This window comes from Sphingomonas sp. PP-CC-1A-547, assembly GCF_003610375.1.
In the GTDB taxonomy this organism is placed as follows: domain Bacteria; phylum Pseudomonadota; class Alphaproteobacteria; order Sphingomonadales; family Sphingomonadaceae; genus Sphingomonas.
The window spans coordinates 57,187-74,500 of sequence record NZ_RAPZ01000014.1; the positions used below are offsets into that span (position 1 = coordinate 57,187).

Here is a 17,314-nt window from a genome sequence, read left to right on the forward strand (position 1 = left end):
GCCTCCGCCGGGGTGGTGGAAAGTTCGCGCAAGCTTCGTCCAGGTGCGAAGCGACGCTTTTACCCCCGCACAACCCCAACATCCGCAAACCGCCGCGGCTCCACCGGCGGCACCGCCGGCTCGTTCAGCGCACACTGCCAATGCCCGACATCGATCCACTGCCCGTTCTTGTACCCGACCTCCCGGTACACCCCGGCCCGCCTAAACCCGACCGCCTCATGCAGCTTGATCGACGAATCGTTCGGCAGGGCAATCGCCCCGATCGCCTGCGTAAACCCCTGAGCCCGCAGCGTATCGATCAGCGCCTCGTACAACAGCCGCCCCGCGCCCTGACGCTGCGCCGCATCCGCGACATAAATCGTGGTCTCGCACGCAAACCGGTACGCCTCGCGCTTGTGGAACGCCGAGGCATAGGCGTAGGCCAGCACGCCACCCTCTGTACCGATCGTCGCCACCAGCCACGGGTACAGCCCGTCCGACGCCGCCATCCGCGCGCGCATCTGCCGCGCATCGGGCGCCTCGGTCTCGAACGACACCGTCCCGACCAGCACGTGCGGCGCATAGATCGCCGCGATCGACGCGGCGTCCTCGGGGACCGCCGCCCGGATGACGATCCCGCCGCCGTTGCCAGTTGCGGGGATCGCCATCAGAACCCGATCCGTGCCAGCAGCAGGTCGAGCAGCTTGGCATCGCCGATACCCGCGGCCGTCGGCCCCATCCCGCCACACTCCAGGCAGCGCGCCTGGATCGAGCCGGACGTCGCCAGCCGCTTCATGTCACCGACCGCCCGCGCAAGCATCTGGCGCCGGTCCGCCGCGACGTGCGCGAACGCATCGCCGCCACCTGCATCATCGTCGCCATCAGTGCCGAAATCCTGCGCGATCGTCGCGAGGAAGCCCGGCTTCTTCTCCAGATACTCGGCATGCACCTTCGCCGGATCGAGCTTGGCGCGCTTGGCGGCCTCGTCGATCGCGTCCTGCAACGTCCCGAACCGGTCGACGAGCCCGATCTGGCGCGCGGTGCCGCCATCCCAGACGCGGCCCTGGCCGATCTCGTCGACCCGCGCCGGCGTCATCTTCCGCGATGCCGCCACGCGCGAGACGAACTGGCGATAGCCGTTCTCGATCCCCGCCTGCGCGATCGCGTCGAACATCGGCGTGGTGCCGCCGGTGATATCGGGCTGGCCCGACAGCGGCGTGGTCTTCACGCCGTCGCTGGTCACGCCGATCTTGGCGAGCGCGTTTTCGAAGGTCGGGATCACGCCGAAGATGCCGATCGAGCCGGTGATCGTGCCAGGCTCGGCAAAGATCACGTCGGCCGGCGTCGACACCCAGTAACCGCCGCTCGCGGCCAGCCCGCCCATCGATACGACGACGGGCAACTTCTGCCGTTTGGCCTCGAGGATCGCGAGCCGGATTTGCTCCGACGCCATCACCGAGCCACCCGGCGAATCGACGCGCACCACCAGCGCCTTCAGCGTCTTCTTGGCGAGCCCGTCGAGCACCGCCTTCTCGATCGTCTTGCCCGCCGCCTTGCCGGGGCCGCTCTCGCCGTCGACGATCTCGCCGGCGATCGTCAGCACGCCGATCGAATCGCCCGCGGTAGGCAGCGGGTTCGCCTTCACCCACGCGTCGTACTTGATCGCATTGTAGTTGCCGGCCGGCTTGGAAGCGTCGCTGTCGGCATATTCCGCCACGCGGCGCCCAAACGCGGTCCGGTCGCCGAGCTTATCGACGATGCCCGCGCGCAAATTCGCCTCTGCGATGTTGCCGTTAGACGCGAGGATCACCTTGTCGGGCGCGGTCATGAACTGCGCGATCTGCGCCTTGGGGCGTGCTTTCGCGACGGCCTCGCGCCACTGCGCGAACAACGTGCCATACAGCGCGGTGCTCGCGGCGCGCGCGTCGTCGCTCTGGTCCGCCCGCGTGTACGGCTCGACGAACGACTTGTAGCGGCCGACGCGGTAGACGTGTGCGTTGACGCCGAGCTTGTCGATCAGGCCCTTGTAATAAAGCTGGTTGCCGCCCGGACCCATGAAGATCGTGCCGCCCAGCGGGTTGACCCAGATCTCGCTCGCATTCGCCGCCAAGCGATAGCCGCCATCGGTGTACGCGGTCGCATAGGCCAGCACCGGCTTGCCGCTCGCGCGCACCCGCGCCAGCGCATCGCCGACCTCGCCCAGCGCCGCCGGATACGCACCACCGAAGCTATCGAGATCGAGCACGACGACCTTCACGCGCGCATCGGTGCGTGCGGTGTCGATCGAGCGCACCACGTCACGCAGGCGAAACTGTCGGGTCCGGCTCTGCCCCGAGAGTGCGGCGAACGCGGCCTGCTCCTCGGGTTGCTCGACGATCGAGCCGTTGAGGTCGAGTACCAGCGCGCCATCCTTGATCGCCGTCGTGCTCTGCCGTGCGTTGAGCGCCGCGAAGATCAGCCCGAAGAACAGCAACATCGCGATCAGGACGAGCGCATCCTTGATCGCCACGAGGAACTTCCACACGCCCCGCACGAGCCGCCATTTCCGCCGCGGCGGGCGGGCAGGGTCGACATAGGAGGGGGCGTAGGACGGCGCAGCGGTATCGGTCATGGGACGAGAGCTAGAGCAACGGGGCGCACAGGTAAATGCCCTGTATTACGGGGCCAACACAGGAGTGGTTCAAGTCCGTAGGGCTACCCAACCGCCACGCAGTCCCCCTCCCGCTTGCGGGAGGGGTTAGGGGAGGGAAGTCCCACAAGCGCTCCGCCGAGAAACCCCTCCCCCGACCCCTCCCGCAAGCCGAAGGGGAGCAGAAGAGAGTTCCGCCCAAGTGTTCTCCTGCGAACGCAGGAGCCCAGGATACCGAGCACCGCCCTCCGTCACCCTGGACTCCTGCGTACGCAGGAGAACGGCAGCGCGCTCAGCAGTACCGTCACCACCCTCTCAGCCACGATGCCCGAATACCACGTCCGCCCGAAAAAATTTCACCCCCGGAACCTTTGACATGCCGCACCCCGAGGCACATATGCCGTCCGTTGGCACTCGATAACCTCGAGTGCCAGAAATCTGTCACAATCCAAAAGGACATGGACCCCATGAACTTTCGTCCGTTGCATGATCGCGTGCTGGTGAAGCGCCTCGAAGCCGAAGAGAAGACGGCTGGCGGCATCATCATCCCCGACACCGCCAAGGAAAAGCCGCAGGAAGGCGAAGTCGTCGCCATCGGCACCGGCACTCGCGCCGAGAACGGCACGATCACCCCGCTCGACGTCAAGACCGGCGACAAGATCCTGTTCGGCAAATGGTCGGGCACCGAGGTCAAGGTCGACGGTGAGGACCTCCTCATCATGAAGGAATCGGACATCCTTGGTATCGTTGGCTGACGCCGACGGGCTCGGCATCGTCAGGTATCACTGACGTGAACGGGCCAAGGAATGCTGGCGGCGAAAACCGCGCCAGCGTCTGCACTTTGTGAACTTCCACTTTTTGAAAGGGCAGCTGACATGGCTTCCAAGGACGTAAAATTCGGTCGTGACGCGCGTGAGCGCATCCTCCGCGGCGTCGACATCCTCGCCGACGCAGTCAAGGTGACCTTGGGCCCCAAGGGCCGCAACGTCGTCATCGACAAGAGCTTCGGCGCACCGCGCATCACCAAGGACGGCGTCACCGTCGCCAAGGAGATCGAGCTTAAGGACAAGTTCGAGAACATGGGTGCGCAGATGCTGCGCGAAGTGGCCTCGAAGACCAACGACATCGCCGGTGACGGCACGACCACCGCGACGGTTCTGGCGCAGGCCATCGTCCGCGAGGGCATGAAGTCGGTCGCAGCGGGCATGAACCCGATGGACCTGAAGCGCGGCATCGATCTCGCCGTCATCAAGGTCGTCGAGGACGTCAAGGCGCGTTCGAAGCCGGTTTCGGGTTCGAAGGAAGTGGCGCAGGTCGGCATCATCTCGGCCAACGGCGACCGTGAAGTCGGCGAGAAGATCGCCGAAGCCATGGAGAAGGTCGGCAAGGAAGGCGTGATCACCGTCGAGGAAGCGAAGGGTCTCGAATTCGAGCTCGACGTCGTCGAGGGCATGCAGTTCGACCGCGGCTATCTGTCGCCGTACTTCATCACCAACCCCGAGAAGATGACCGTCGAGCTTCAGGATCCCTACATCCTGATCCACGAGAAGAAGCTCTCGAACCTGCAGGCGATGCTCCCGATCCTGGAAGCCGTCGTTCAGTCGGGTCGTCCGCTCCTGATCATCGCAGAAGACATCGAGGGTGAGGCTCTGGCCACGCTCGTCGTCAACAAGCTGCGCGGCGGCCTGAAGGTCGCAGCGGTCAAGGCACCGGGCTTCGGCGATCGTCGCAAGGCGATGCTCGAGGACATCGCGATCCTGACCAAGGGCGAGATGATCTCGGAAGACCTCGGCATCAAGCTCGAGACCGTCACGCTCGGCATGCTCGGCACCGCCAAGCGCGTCACGATCGATAAGGATAACACCGTCATCGTCGACGGTGCCGGCGATCACGACACGATCAAGGGCCGCACCGAAGCGATCCGCCAGCAGATCGAGAACACGACCAGCGACTACGACAAGGAGAAGCTCCAGGAGCGTCTCGCCAAGCTTGCCGGCGGCGTTGCCGTGATCAAGGTCGGTGGGTCTTCCGAGGTCGAGGTCAAGGAGCGCAAGGACCGCGTCGACGACGCGCTGCACGCAACCCGCGCAGCCGTCGAAGAAGGCATCGTCCCCGGCGGCGGTACGGCTCTGCTGTACGCAACCAAGGCGCTTGATGGCCTCGAGGGCGCGAACGACGACCAGACGCGCGGTATCGATATCGTCCGCAAGTCGCTGACGGCTCTGGTTCGCCAGATCGCGCAGAACGCGGGTCATGACGGTGCGGTTGTTTCGGGCAAGCTGCTCGACGGCAACGACTCGAACATCGGCTTCAACGCCGCGACCGATACGTACGAGAACCTGGTGGAAGCCGGCGTGATCGATCCGACCAAGGTCGTCCGCACCGCGCTGCAGAACGCAGCATCGGTCGCAGGCCTCCTGATCACGACCGAAGCGGCCGTGAGCGAAATGGCCGAAGACAAGCCCGCCATGCCCATGGGCGGCGGCGGCATGGGCGGCATGGGCGGCATGGACTTCTGATCCGAAGGGCGGCCGTAGCCACCCTGGCTACGGACTCGCCCGAGGACGGCCGGCGGGTCGGCGGCGCAAGCCACCGATCCCGTCCGACGAAAGCAGCGGCTTCGCCGCTGCTCGGTTCCAAGCCAAACACCGACCAAAGCAAAGGGCCAGGGAGCAATCCCCGGCCCTTTGTTTGTCCGCAGACAAGTGGTAAAACACACCGATGCGGCACGATCCCCTCTACAAGAAGATCACGGTCGACGAGTTCCTGGCGATCGACTTCGGCACGGACCGCAAGTTCGAGCTGGTAGACGGCGTCATCCGCATGATGACCGGCGGCACTCCCGCGCATTCTCGGGTGGCTACCAACATCCTCGTATTCCTAGCCGGGAAACTCCGCGGTACGGGATGCCGAGCGTACAACTCCGACATGGGTGTGCGGGTCAATGACACCGATCTGCGCTACCCCGATGTCAGCATCTTCTGCGGCAATCCGGCAACTCGCGAACGCGAAGAACAGCGCATATTCAACGATCCCCAAGTGATTTTTGAAGTCCTTTCCGGCTCGACCGCGAAGGTAGACCAAGGCGCGAAGCTCGCCGAGTATCGCGAACTCGCATCGGTCGACACCATCGTCTTCGCCGACCCCGAAAACGAACTGACCCGCGTCGTCCAGCGGCTCGGGCCAACGACATGGCGCGACGACATGTTCGCCCAGCCGCACGACGTGGCCCTGCCGTCACTAAACCTGACGATTCCTCACACCGAGATCTTCGCGCGCGACTGAACCCGCTACTTCGCTGCCGCCGCTTCGTCCGCCGCGATCTGGTCCAGCGCTCGCCACACCACCGGCGCGATGTGGCTCAAGTCGAAGCTATGATACGCCTCGCCGTCGATCGGTACCACCAACGCCTTCCCACCAGCCGCCGCGCACAACCGCTCCGCCGCGGTGAACGGCACGACCTCATCCTTGCGACCATGCATCAGCAGCACCGGCACCGTCACTCGCCGGATTGCCGCAACGTTGTCGAACGCATCCGCATACAACCCCCGCGCGACGCTCGGCACGAACCGCGCAAAAGAGTCGAACGCGCCCAGCGTCACGACCCCGTCAATGCTCGCTCCGGCCGAGCCTTCCGCTGCCGCATGCAATGCCACCGCGGCGCCTAGTCCGTCGCCGAACACGAACCGCTTGCCGTCAGGCACCAGCCGTTTCGCCAGGTCGACGAACGCACGACCATCCTGATACAGCCCCTGTTCGTCGGGAACGCCCGTATTGTCGCCATAACCGCGATACGATGCAACAATTACGCCGCGGCCGTCACGGGCGAAGGCTTGCGCGGCATTCGCGGCGACATCACGATTGCCAGCGCGTCCCGGCAAGTAGACGAGCACCGGACCCGTCGGGGTTTCGGGTGGCCAGAACCAACCCTTCAGTCGTGCGCCGTCCGCCGCTACCGCCTCGACCGATAGAGGAGTACGTCCGGTCCACGCCGGTGTCGCTGCAAGTGGCGCAGGCTGGTACAGCGAGCGGCCGACCGGATTGACGCAACCGGCGAGCGCCGCAGACATGACGATCGCCGCGACGAGTGGGAATGGGCCACGCCGGCGACGCGATATCTTCCGTTCGCGCAGACCTCGCCTGCCGCGCGCCGCAGCGTCGATCATCGCACCCTCCCTGTTTAAGCGAATTGTAGATGCGGCGCGCCGACCGGGCACCAGGACTTCCTTCCAATTCAACGGTTTGCAATTCAGTTTGCTTGCACCCCACGCAAAGGGTGCAACGGGCGCTGCTTCACGCTACCATCACGCCATGACCGCAGGACGCATCGATCAGTTGACCGAAGCCCAACGCGCCTGTCTCCGGCTCGTACTGACCCATCACAACTCGAAGGAGATCGCGCTGATTTTCGGCGTGTCGCCGTCCGCGATCGACAAGCGGATCGAGCGTGCGATCCAGATCCTCGGCGTCGGGACGCGGTTCGAGGCGGCGCGTCGGTTGCAGGAGCATGAGCGCGGCGAGACCGACGACGGCGTTCTCGTTCGCGACCGGCTTCCGTCCGACCCCGCCGCTATCGCCGCCACCGTCACCGAGCCAGCGTTGCATGCCGAACAGTATGCCACATACGAACGGCTACCATCCGAACCATTCGACGTTCCCTCTGCCGCCTCCAAGCCCGCAAACAGCGATCAGATCGAGCCGTGGGGGCTTGTTCGCCGCTTCCTCGGGCTATCCGGTGGCAGCGGATCTACGGGGGTGGCGCGCAATCGGTTTTCGATCGGCAACAGGATATATCGACTGCTCGCACTCATGGGACTGATCGCCGTCACGTCGATGGCGGTCGTCAACATGGCGATGACGTTGACGACGCTGTTACGCTCGAACCGAGATCAGAGCGCTCCCGTACACGGCACCGCAACGTCGGTGCCCAGGGGAGGAATTTCGATGTTGAGAGAACGCCGCCGCGCTGCCGACAGGGTAGCCAATGACTTTCTCGAAGCAGAGGCCGCGGTCGACAAGGCCGCGATGCTCACCGCTTCATGCATGGCGACGCTGATGCAGCAACGCGTCGCCGCGAACCTGCCGCTCGGCACCGGCGCCGCGGCGTTGCAGATGGTCTCGCAGGCGTCGTTCGAGATGGTCGCCGTCCGACAGCGCTTCATCGAAGCGCACCGCGCACTGGTCGATGTCCGTACCGAGATCGGGCTCGGCCAGTTCTACGGGTACGGTGACACGGCGGAATGCCCGCCGAACGAGGGCGCACTGCGGGTTGCGACCGAATTCGACGCCCCGGCCCACTTGGCCCCGGTCCATCTGGCCGCGGTCGCCTGAACGACCGACTGACGGTCCTGCGGAGATAAGAGTTGGATCGGGTCTGGGTGTTCTACGCGATACAGTTGACCGCGTCCGGCTACGCGCTCCTGCGGGGCGGGGCACCGGAGCGGTTGACGGGCCTGGCCCTGTTGCTGGCAGCGCTCTCCACCAGCGTTATCCAGCGCGACATCCCGGTATTGTTCGCCGGAATGGAGGTCGGTGTCATGGTCGTCGACCTGATCCTGCTCGTCGTGATGATCATGATCACGTTGCATGCCGATCGCTTCTGGCCAGCCTGGGTCACCGCGCTCCATGCGTTGGGGACGGGGGCTCATCTGGCCAAGGCGATCAGCCCCGATGTCATCCGCCTCGTCTACGCCGTCCTCTCTGCCGTCTGGAGCTATCCCATCGTTCTGCTTCTCGTGATCGGGACGGTCAGGCATTCGCGACGGATCCAAGCCCAGGGCTGGGATCTCGACTGGAGTCGCCAGGACCGCACGATCCGATAAGCGAATTCGGAAGACGTTTATGACTTACGCACTTGCCGTAACGCCGATCAACATTGCCAAGCTCTCGGCGTCGTTCGCCGTACCCGACACCGTTCTGGTCGATATGGCGCGGCGGCTGTACGAACTCCGCAAGGTCCGGGATGCGATGCTCGGCGACGCGCTGTTCTCGGAACCTGCCTGGGACATCCTGCTCGACCTGTTCATTTCGGAACACGAGCAGCGCCGGCTGAGCGTCTCGGCGGTCTGCATCGGCGCTCGCGCGCCGTCGGCCACCGCGCTACGCTATCTGACGATGTTGCAGGATGCGGATCTGGTCGAACGCATTCGCGATGCGCGTGACGGTCGTCGCTCGCACGTCCAGCTCACGGCGCTCGGTAGATTGCGCATGACGAACCTCCTGGGTCGCCTGATCGACGCGTAGCTGGGCAGGAAAACGTGAAGGGCAGGTCGCCTCCAAAGAGACCGAACCTGCCCTTCGTCGAGCCCTAGTGTGACGCCGCCGGCTGGCGCGGCGTCACGATCTGTGCGGTGCGCCCAGCCGGTCGCGTCTGACCTGGTGTCGGGATCTTCGCCTAATGGCGCATCGGCCAGTGCGCGATCGAGCGAAATGGTGATCCGGACGATGTTCGGCGCATATGCCTCGATCGCGACAGGGCTTCCGTTTCGGTCGCGCGTCGCGAGCGTATCGGCCTTCGCCTGCTTCATGAGTGCCGACGTCAGGCGCGTGCCCGTCAACAGGAAGCGTGCGGCAGAAGGAGGATCGGTATAGGATCGCATTTTGCGTCAGCACCGGCCGCGCACGCGCCGTGCTCATGCGCAACCATGCTCAGCTTGCAGTGGGAATGCCAGATATCGCGTGGTGGTGTATTGGCTCGGAACGCGCGAACCGGACAGAGAGCAATGTGACCGGTTGGAAGGCGGTGATGTAGCTCGGGGGTAGGCTAGTCGCCGCCGATGGGGCATGGCGTCCACGTCTAACGAGGTGAGCTAGCAGATGGACGACCGAGCGACGATGCCGCGCATTGCGGGGCCCGAGGATCATGTCGTGGTCGTCGGGGGCGGGTTCTCCGGCGCGCTGTTCGCGGTCAATCTGATGCGGCACGAGGGGCCGCGCGTGACGTTGATCGAGCGGCGTGATCGGCAGCTCGCGCGGGGCGTCGCGTATAGTGCCGCGCATCCCGATCACCTGTTGAACGTCCGTGCCGGCAACATGAGTGCGCTGCCCGACGATCCCGATCACTTCGTCCGCTGGCTGGAGGCGCACGGCAAGGGCGACCGCAAGACCTTCGTCCCGCGCACGACGTATGGCGCGTATCTGCGCGAACTGCTCGATGCGGCGATCGCGGAATCGGACGGCCGGCTGGTGCATGTAGAAGGCGAGGTCTGCGCGATCGATCCGGTCGAAGGCGACGGCGTGGCGCTGACGATGGCGGATGGGCGCAAGATCGCAGCCGACACCGCGGTGCTCGCGCTCGGCAATTTGCCGCCGCACACGCCGCCGGGGTTGAAGCCGGACGCGCTGCCGGCCGGTGTCTATTACGCGGACCCGTGGGCGGCCAACCTCGCCGAGGGGCTGGGTGCGGACGACACCGTCGTGCTGGTCGGCACCGGGCTGACCGCGATCGACGCGGCGTTGCTGCTCGATGCGCAGGGGTTCGCCGGGAATATCCTGGCGATGTCGCGACGCGGGTTGTCGCCGCGACGGCATGTCGATGGCGCGCCGGCGCACCGCGGGGGTTCGGACAAGCCGCAGGGTGGGCTGACCGATCTCGTCCGCCATGTCCGCGCTCGTGCCGCGGAGGAGGGCTGGCGCTGCGCAGTCGATGAGCTTCGTCCGGTGACGCAGATGCTGTGGTCGGCGGCTTCGAAGGAAGTGCGCGGACGCTTCCTTCGCCATTTGCGGCCCTATTGGGACGTCCATCGCCACCGCCTGGCGCCTGCGGTTGCGGACCGTGTCGAGGCGCTCGTCGCGACCGGGCGGCTGAGCTTCGCAGCGGGAAAGATCGTATCTGCCGACGCCGACGGGACGCAGGCGAAGCTGACATGGCGGCCACGCGCCGAGACCGACCCGGTCGTCACGCGCGCCGCGCGGATCGTCAATTGCACCGGACCGCAGGGCGACCTGTTGCGGTCGGAAGAGCCGCTCGTGAAGCACCTGCTCGCGGCCGGTGCGATCCGCCCCGATCCGCTTCGGCTCGGCGTCGACGTCGATGCGCAGTCACGCACGATCCGTGCCGATGGGACGCCCGACGACCGGATCCACTGCATCGGGCCGATGACCCGCGGCGGATTGTGGGAAGTCGTCGCGGTACCCGATATCCGCGTCCAGAGCTGGGATCTCGCGCGCCGCCTGTCCAACGCGCAATGGGTCGGGGGCGAGGGCCTTTGACCGCGATCCGGCGCTTTTTCTCGGGTGATGCGGCGGGCGCCATCGTGCTGCTCGCGGCGGCGATAGCGGCACTGATCGTTGCAAATTCACCGCTCGCGTCAACGTACTTCGCGACGTTGCACCACGCAGTCGGCGGGATGAGCGTCCATCACTGGATCGACGACGGCGCGATGGCGCTGTTCTTCCTGCTGATTGGGCTGGAGGTGAAGAGCGAGTTCGTCTCGGGGCATCTCTCGACCTGGGGCGAGCGGATCATGCCCGGTGCGGCGGCGCTCGCGGGCATGGCGGTGCCGGCGGCCCTCTATGTGCTCGTCAACACGGGTACGCCCGCCAATCTGCGCGGTTGGGCGATCCCGGCGGCGACCGACATCGCGTTCGCACTCGGCATCCTCGCGCTGCTCGGCTCGCGTGTGCCGACCTCGCTGAAGGTTCTGCTGACGGCGATCGCGGTGATCGACGATCTGCTCGCGATCCTCGTCATCGCGGTGTTCTATACCGGCCACATCGCGTTGCTGCCGTTGCTTGGCGCGGGTGTGGGGCTCGGCGTACTCGTCATCCTGAACCTGTCGGGCGTGCGCTCGCTGGTGCCGTATCTGCTGATCGGTGTCGGCATCTGGTACGGCGTCTTGTTGTCGGGTGTGCATGCGACGCTCGCGGGCGTGGCGGTCGCGATGACGATCCCGCTACGGACGGGGGACGGCCAGCCGCCGCTGAAACGTCTCGAACACGCGCTCCAGCCCTGGTCGAGTTTCCTGATCGTGCCGGCGTTCGGGTTCGCCAATGCGGGTATCGCGTTCGGCAGGATGGTGGCGGCGGACGTGATCGCGCCGCTGCCGATCGGGATCATGCTGGGACTGTTCCTCGGCAAGCAGATCGGCATCTTCGCGACGATCCGGGGGCTCGTGACGTTCCGGCTGGCCGAGGCGCCCAGGAACGCGAACTGGACGCAGGTGTACGGCATGGCGGTGCTGTGCGGGATCGGCTTCACGATGAGCCTGTTCATCGGCGGGCTCGCCTTCGCCGGCGCACCACACGCTATGGACGCGGTGAAGATCGGCGTGTTCGCGGGCTCGATCCTGTCGGGCGTTGCCGGCTGGCTGATTCTTCACCGCACAGCACAGTGAGCCAGTGATGCTGATCGGCACTGGGCAGGCACCACCCCGATGAAGGTCGGGGCCCAGTTGGGCAACGATGCTATCGGCGGGTGCGCTTTGCCACAGCGACCTTTCCACCTCAGCCCCGGCCTCCGCCGGGGTGGTGCATCTCGGCCAGTACGGTAGCTGACAATAATTCCGACAATACTACGCCAAACATACGCGCAAGCCCGGCAATCGATCTCGAATTGCTACGTCTCCGGAGCCTAATTGCCAGTCCTCGCGAACCGCCATCCTTTCGGCGGCCCGCGCATGGGGACCACAATGCACATTCTTCGTTTCGTCGCCGCCGCCGGTATCCTGACCGGCTTCGCCACGCCCGCGCTCGCACAGGACACCGCGCCGCCGTCTCCCGTGACCGTCTCCGGTTCGGTGACGCTCGCGACCGACTATCGCCTGCGCGGCGTGTCGCAGTCGGACAAGGACGGCGCGATCCAGGGCGGGCTGACGATCGCGCATGAGAGCGGGATCTACGTCGGCGCATGGGGCTCTAACCTGTCCGGCTGGGGCACGTTCGGCGGCTCGAACATGGAGCTCGACCTGATCGGCGGCTACAAGCACAAGCTCGCGGACAACGCGACGATCGACGTCGGCCTGACCTGGTACATGTATCCGGGCGGTGCCTCGAAAACCGATTACGCCGAGCCTTATGTGAAGCTCAGCGGCACGACCGGCCCGGCGACGCTGACCGCGAGCGCGTTCTATGCGCCGAAGCAGCAGGCGCTGGGCAAATGGTATCGCACCGGCGCCGATGCCGCCGCTGGCGTCTATACCGACGCGGGCGACAAGGAGGACAACCTCTACCTGACCGGCGACGGCGCGTTCGCGATTGCCGGTACGCCGATCACCGCCAAGGCGCATATCGGCCATAGCTGGGGCAATGACGGCCTCGGCCCCAACGCGACCAGCGCGGCGCCGACCGGCGACTATTGGGATTGGTCGCTCGGTGCGGACACTACGTATCGAAACCTCACTTTCAACCTGAGCTATGTCGACACCGACATCACGCGTCGCAGTGCAGCGTATCTCCAGCCGAGCTTCTCCCGCGGCCAGGACGGAACCGGATCGATCGCCGACGGCACGATCGTCGCCTCGCTCACCGCCGCCTTCTGAAGGATCGACCGATGCAGGATCTACTCTGGATAGCGTTCATGGTCGGACTGGTGGCGGCGACGCTCGCCTATGTCCGCCTGTGCGACAACGCCTGAGCCCATGAGGACACCATCATGACCCTCGACCTCTGGCTCGCCGCGATCGTCGCGCTCGGGCTGCTTTTCTATCTCGTGGCGGTGCTCATCCGTCCCGAACGCTTTTAGGAGCGCGTCCTCATGACATTCGAAGGATGGATCCTCATCCTGGGCTTCGTCGGCATCCTGCTGGCGTTGACCAAACCCGTCGGCCTGTGGCTGTTCGCGTTGTACGAAGGCCGCCGCACCCCGATCCACGCAATCCTCGGCCCGGTCGAGACCGGCTTCTACAAGCTCAGCGGCATCGATCCGAAACAGGAGCAGGGCTGGCGCCGTTACGCGCTGCACATGATCATGTTCAACGCGATGCTGATGGCGCTGACCTACGCAGTGCTGCGTCTGCAGGGCGTGTTGCCGGGCAATCCGCAGGGCTTGGCGGGACTCAGCCCCCATCTCGCGTTCAACACCGCGATCAGCTTCACGACGAACACCAACTGGCAGAGCTATGGTGGTGAATCCACCATGTCGAACTTCAGCCAGATGTTCGGCCTGACGATCCACAACTTCCTGTCGGCCGCGACCGGCATCGCGCTGGCGTTCGCGCTGTTCCGCGGGTTCGCGCGGCGCTCGAGCGCGACGATCGGCAATTTCTGGGCCGATGTTACGCGCGTGACGCTGTACTTGCTGCTGCCGATTTGCGTCGTCGTGACGCTCTTCTACATCGCCAGCGGCGTGCCGCAGACGATGGCCGGCACGGTCGACATGACGACCCTCGAAGGGCTGAAGCAGACGCTGACGCTCGGGCCGGTGGCGAGCCAGGAGGCGATCAAGATGCTCGGCACCAATGGTGGTGGCTTCTTCAACGCGAACTCGGCGCATCCGTTCGAAAACCCGACCGCGCTCGTCAACCTCGTGCAGATGCTGTCGATCTTCGTCATCGGCTTCGGCCTGACCTGGACGTTCGGCAAGGCCGTCGGCAACACGAAACAGGGCTGGGCGATCCTCTCGGCGATGCTCGTGCTGTTCCTCGCCGGCGTCACCGTCACCTATTGGCAGGAAGCCGCGGGCAACCCGATCCTTCACAACATCGGCGTGGCGGGCGGCAACATGGAAGGCAAGGAGGTCCGCTTCGGGATCGCCGCGTCGGCCCTGTTCTCGGTCGTCACCACGGCCGCGTCGTGCGGTGCGGTCAACAGCATGCACGACAGCTTCACGGCGCTGGGCGGCATGATCCCGCTGCTCAACATCCAGCTCGGCGAAGTCGTCATCGGCGGCGTCGGCGCAGGCATCTACGGCTTCCTGCTGTTCGCCATCCTCGCAGTGTTCGTCGCGGGTCTGATGGTCGGCCGGACGCCCGAATATGTCGGCAAGAAGATCGAATCGCGCGAAGTGAAACTGGCGGTGCTGGCGATCGCCATCCTGCCGCTCGTCATCCTCGGCTTTACCGCGCTCAGTGCCGTGCTGCCCGACGGGCTCGCAGGGCCGCTCAACAAGGGTCCGCACGGGTTCAGCGAGATCCTCTACGCGTTCACCAGCGCGGTTGGTAACAACGGGTCGGCCTTTGCCGGGCTCACCGCCAACACGCCGTATTACAACGGTCTGCTGGGGGTCGCGATGTGGCTCGGGCGCTTCTTCATCATCGTGCCGATGCTCGCCATAGCCGGTGGTCTCGCGGCCAAGAAGTACACGCCGGAGAGCGCAGGCTCGTTCCCGACGACGGGTGGCCTGTGGGTCGGCCTGCTGGTCGGGATCATCCTGATCATCGGTGGCCTGACCTTCCTGCCGAGCCTCGCGCTCGGTCCCATCGCCGATCATCTCGCGATGATCAGCGGCAAAACCTTCTGACGGGACAAGCCAAAATGGCACGCACCCCTACCAAGTCGCTGTTCACAGCGGACTTGATCGTTCCCGCGATCGGCGACGCTTTCCGCAAGCTCGATCCGCGGCAGTTGATCCGCAACCCGGTGATGTTCGTCACCGCCTGTGTCGCCACGCTGTTGACGATCCTCGTCAACGTCGGCGGCGACGGGCTGTCGGTCGGCTTCAAGATCCAGCTGGTGATCTGGCTGTGGCTGACCGTGCTGTTCGGCACCTTCGCCGAAGCGCTCGCCGAAGGCCGCGGCAAGGCGCAGGCCGCGTCGTTGCGCGCAACCAAGGCCGAACTGACCGCGCGCCGCATGAAGGGGGATCAAGTCGAGTCCGTCCCCGCTAGCATGCTCCGCGCGGGCGACATCGTCCTGGTGACGATGGGCGACCTGATCCCCGCGGACGGCGAAGTCGTCTGGGGCGTCGCCTCGGTCAACGAGGCCGCCATCACCGGCGAGAGCGCACCGGTGATCCGCGAGGCGGGCGGCGATCGATCCGCCGTCACCGCAGGTACGCGCGTCATCTCCGACGAGATCCGTGTGAAGGTCACGGCCAATCCCGGCGAAGGCTTTCTCGACCGCATGATCGCGCTCGTCGAGGGCGCCGAGCGGCAGAAGACGCCGAACGAGATCGCGCTGACGTTGCTGCTCGTCGGCCTGACGATCATCTTCCTGATCGCGGTCGGCACGATCCCCGGTTTCGCGAGCTATGCGGGCGGCCGTGTGCCGGTCGCGATCCTCGCGGCGCTCCTGATCACGCTGATCCCGACGACGATCGCGGCGCTGCTGTCGGCGATCGGTATCGCGGGCATGGACCGTCTGGTGCGCTTCAACGTGCTGGCCAAGTCCGGCCGTGCGGTCGAGGCGGCGGGCGATATCGACGTGCTGCTGCTCGACAAGACCGGCACGATCACGATCGGCGATCGTCAGGCGAGCGAGTTCCGGAGTGTCGGTGGTACGCGTGACGAGGACCTTGCCGAGGCGGCGTTGCTTGCCAGCCTCGCCGACGAAACACCCGAGGGCCGCTCGATCGTCGTCCTCGCGCGCGAAAAGTTCGGCGTGACGACCAGCGAACTGCCGGGCGATGCGGAGGTCATTCCATTCACCGCGCAGACCCGGATTTCGGGTGTGATCGTCGGTGGCTCGCTGATCCAGAAGGGTGCGGTGGACTCGATTTTGAAGGCCAATCCGGGGGCAGGGGCAACCGCCGCCGCGACCGAACTGCGCCGCATCACCGACGAGATCGCCCGCGCCGGCGGCACGCCGCTGGCGGTCGCCCGCGACGGCCGGTTGCTCGGCGCGATCTTCCTCAAGGACGTCGTGAAGGCTGGCATCCGCGAGCGCTTCGGTGAACTCCGCGCGATGGGCATCCGCACGGTGATGATCACCGGCGACAACCCGCTCACCGCCGCCGCGATCGCCGCCGAAGCGGGCGTCGACGATTTCCTCGCGCAGGCGACGCCGGAGGACAAGCTCGACCTGATCCGCAAGGAACAACAGGGGGGCAGGCTGGTCGCGATGTGCGGCGACGGCACCAACGACGCACCCGCGCTCGCCCAGGCTGATGTCGGCGTGGCGATGAACACCGGTACGCAGGCCGCGCGCGAGGCGGGCAACATGGTCGACCTCGACAGTGATCCGACCAAGCTGATCGAGATCGTCGGCCTCGGCAAACAGCTGCTGATGACCCGCGGTGCGCTGACGACTTTCTCGGTGGCGAACGACGTGGCGAAGTATTTCGCGATCATCCCGGCGATGTTCGTCGCGCTCTATCCGGGGCTCGGTGTGCTGAACGTGATGCGGCTGGGTTCGCCCGAAAGCGCGATCCTGTCGGCGATCATCTTCAACGCGATCATCATCCCGATGCTGGTGCCGCTTGCGTTGAAGGGGGTGGCGTACAAGCCGATGGCAGCGGGGCCGCTGCTCGCGCGGAATCTGGCGGTGTATGGTCTGGGGGGGCTGATCGCGCCGTTCGTCGGGATCAAGCTGATCGACCTCTTGGTCGGTGTGCTGGGCCTGGCCTGATGACCGAGACCAACCCCTGGCGCACGCGAGGACGCTCACACCAACCCCCAGCAGCACCCCGGCGAAGGCTGGGGCCCAAGTGGAAAGGTCGTGGTAACGAAGCGCAACGCAAGTTGGCGAGGTTGCCCAATTGGACCCCGGCCTTCGCCGGGGTGGTGCCAAGGGGGAGGGCGCAATTTTCGATGTGCTCGAGGCGGGGCCTTACCGACTCCACCCAACCCACAATCGTCACCCCAGCGAAAGCTGGGGTCTCTCCCCGAAGTG

At 65.7% G+C, this 17,314-nt stretch carries 15 protein-coding genes; 12 read left to right on the forward strand and 3 right to left on the reverse strand.

The features are described from left to right. Positions 1-59 precede the first annotated feature (59 nt). Together C8J39_RS15535 and sppA are read right to left on the reverse strand one after the other, a co-directional pair. Positions 60-647, reverse strand: a complete 588-nt coding sequence (locus C8J39_RS15535; RefSeq protein ID WP_120301299.1) for a GNAT family N-acetyltransferase — start codon at positions 645-647, stop codon at positions 60-62. Beyond that, a complete protein-coding gene (sppA, locus tag C8J39_RS15540) occupies positions 647-2,590 on the reverse strand; it encodes a signal peptide peptidase SppA (RefSeq protein WP_120301300.1) in 1,944 nt (647 codons plus the stop codon). The genes C8J39_RS15535 and sppA overlap by 1 nt, the downstream gene beginning before the upstream one ends. Positions 2,591-3,075: 485 nt before the next feature. Here sppA and groES point away from each other — a divergent pair, with 485 nt between their 5' ends. The 3 genes from groES (at position 3,076) to C8J39_RS15555 (ending at position 5,893) form a co-directional block, all read left to right on the forward strand. After that, positions 3,076-3,363, forward strand: a complete 288-nt coding sequence (groES, locus tag C8J39_RS15545) for a co-chaperone GroES (RefSeq protein WP_056052039.1) — start codon at positions 3,076-3,078, stop codon at positions 3,361-3,363. Between the two features lie 120 nt (positions 3,364-3,483). Next, the gene (gene groL / locus C8J39_RS15550; RefSeq protein WP_056052034.1) at positions 3,484-5,127 is read left to right on the forward strand and encodes a chaperonin GroEL; all 1,644 of its coding nucleotides are present in this window, start codon (positions 3,484-3,486) and stop codon (positions 5,125-5,127) included. Between the two features lie 202 nt (positions 5,128-5,329). Beyond that, positions 5,330-5,893 (forward strand): Uma2 family endonuclease, encoded by a 564-nt coding sequence (locus C8J39_RS15555; RefSeq protein WP_120301301.1) that lies wholly within the window; start codon positions 5,330-5,332, stop codon positions 5,891-5,893. Between the two features lie 5 nt (positions 5,894-5,898). On the opposite strand, the gene C8J39_RS15560 is transcribed toward C8J39_RS15555, so the two are convergent. Beyond that, positions 5,899-6,774 (reverse strand): alpha/beta hydrolase, encoded by an 876-nt coding sequence (locus C8J39_RS15560; protein ID WP_120301302.1) that lies wholly within the window; start codon positions 6,772-6,774, stop codon positions 5,899-5,901. A gap of 145 nt (positions 6,775-6,919) precedes the next feature. Here C8J39_RS15560 and C8J39_RS15565 point away from each other — a divergent pair, with 145 nt between their 5' ends. From C8J39_RS15565 to kdpB, 9 genes are all read left to right on the forward strand, one after another. After that, positions 6,920-7,939 carry a helix-turn-helix transcriptional regulator gene (locus C8J39_RS15565; RefSeq protein WP_165895260.1) on the forward strand — a complete coding sequence of 340 codons (1,020 nt, stop codon included), beginning with the start codon at positions 6,920-6,922 and terminating at the stop codon, positions 7,937-7,939. Positions 7,940-7,971: 32 nt separating this feature from the next. Next, positions 7,972-8,430: a hypothetical protein gene (locus C8J39_RS15570; protein WP_132833631.1), complete on the forward strand. Its 459-nt coding sequence runs from the start codon at positions 7,972-7,974 to the stop codon at positions 8,428-8,430. 19 nt (positions 8,431-8,449) lie between these two features. Then, positions 8,450-8,851, forward strand: a complete 402-nt coding sequence (locus C8J39_RS15575; RefSeq protein WP_120301303.1) for a winged helix DNA-binding protein — start codon at positions 8,450-8,452, stop codon at positions 8,849-8,851. A 591-nt stretch (positions 8,852-9,442) separates the two neighbouring features. Then, on the forward strand, positions 9,443-10,819 hold the full coding sequence (locus C8J39_RS15580; protein ID WP_259457566.1) for an FAD/NAD(P)-binding protein: 1,377 nt from the start codon (positions 9,443-9,445) through the stop codon (positions 10,817-10,819). Continuing rightward, positions 10,816-11,943, forward strand: a complete 1,128-nt coding sequence (nhaA, locus tag C8J39_RS15585; protein ID WP_310793841.1) for a Na+/H+ antiporter NhaA — start codon at positions 10,816-10,818, stop codon at positions 11,941-11,943. Before C8J39_RS15580 ends, nhaA begins: the two co-directional genes overlap by 4 nt. Positions 11,944-12,237: 294 nt before the next feature. After that, on the forward strand, positions 12,238-13,086 hold the full coding sequence (locus C8J39_RS15590) for a TorF family putative porin (RefSeq protein WP_120301306.1): 849 nt from the start codon (positions 12,238-12,240) through the stop codon (positions 13,084-13,086). A gap of 113 nt (positions 13,087-13,199) precedes the next feature. Continuing rightward, positions 13,200-13,289, forward strand: coding sequence for a K(+)-transporting ATPase subunit F (gene kdpF, locus C8J39_RS15595; RefSeq protein WP_055875324.1), 90 nt, complete (start codon positions 13,200-13,202; stop codon positions 13,287-13,289). 12 nt (positions 13,290-13,301) lie between these two features. Then, positions 13,302-15,005 (forward strand): potassium-transporting ATPase subunit KdpA, encoded by a 1,704-nt coding sequence (gene kdpA / locus C8J39_RS15600; RefSeq protein ID WP_120301307.1) that lies wholly within the window; start codon positions 13,302-13,304, stop codon positions 15,003-15,005. 14 nt (positions 15,006-15,019) lie between these two features. Continuing rightward, positions 15,020-17,050: a potassium-transporting ATPase subunit KdpB gene (gene kdpB / locus C8J39_RS15605; protein ID WP_120301308.1), complete on the forward strand. Its 2,031-nt coding sequence runs from the start codon at positions 15,020-15,022 to the stop codon at positions 17,048-17,050. Positions 17,051-17,314: the final 264 nt, after the last annotated feature.

Excerpts from the sequence above, each read along its gene's own strand:
- C8J39_RS15535 (WP_120301299.1), bottom strand. The coding sequence starts at position 647 with ATGGCGATCCCCGCAACTGGCAACGGCGGCGGGATCGTCATCCGGGCG.
- sppA (WP_120301300.1), bottom strand. The coding sequence starts at position 2,590 with ATGACCGATACCGCTGCGCCGTCCTACGCCCCCTCCTATGTCGACCCT.
- groES (WP_056052039.1), top strand. The coding sequence starts at position 3,076 with ATGAACTTTCGTCCGTTGCATGATCGCGTGCTGGTGAAGCGCCTCGAA.
- groL (WP_056052034.1), top strand. The coding sequence starts at position 3,484 with ATGGCTTCCAAGGACGTAAAATTCGGTCGTGACGCGCGTGAGCGCATC.
- C8J39_RS15555 (WP_120301301.1), top strand. The coding sequence starts at position 5,330 with ATGCGGCACGATCCCCTCTACAAGAAGATCACGGTCGACGAGTTCCTG.
- C8J39_RS15560 (WP_120301302.1), bottom strand. The coding sequence starts at position 6,774 with ATGATCGACGCTGCGGCGCGCGGCAGGCGAGGTCTGCGCGAACGGAAG.
- C8J39_RS15565 (WP_165895260.1), top strand. The coding sequence starts at position 6,920 with ATGACCGCAGGACGCATCGATCAGTTGACCGAAGCCCAACGCGCCTGT.
- C8J39_RS15575 (WP_120301303.1), top strand. The coding sequence starts at position 8,450 with ATGACTTACGCACTTGCCGTAACGCCGATCAACATTGCCAAGCTCTCG.
- C8J39_RS15580 (WP_259457566.1), top strand. The coding sequence starts at position 9,443 with ATGCCGCGCATTGCGGGGCCCGAGGATCATGTCGTGGTCGTCGGGGGC.
- C8J39_RS15590 (WP_120301306.1), top strand. The coding sequence starts at position 12,238 with ATGCACATTCTTCGTTTCGTCGCCGCCGCCGGTATCCTGACCGGCTTC.
- kdpF (WP_055875324.1), top strand. The coding sequence starts at position 13,200 with ATGACCCTCGACCTCTGGCTCGCCGCGATCGTCGCGCTCGGGCTGCTT.
- kdpA (WP_120301307.1), top strand. The coding sequence starts at position 13,302 with ATGACATTCGAAGGATGGATCCTCATCCTGGGCTTCGTCGGCATCCTG.
- kdpB (WP_120301308.1), top strand. The coding sequence starts at position 15,020 with ATGGCACGCACCCCTACCAAGTCGCTGTTCACAGCGGACTTGATCGTT.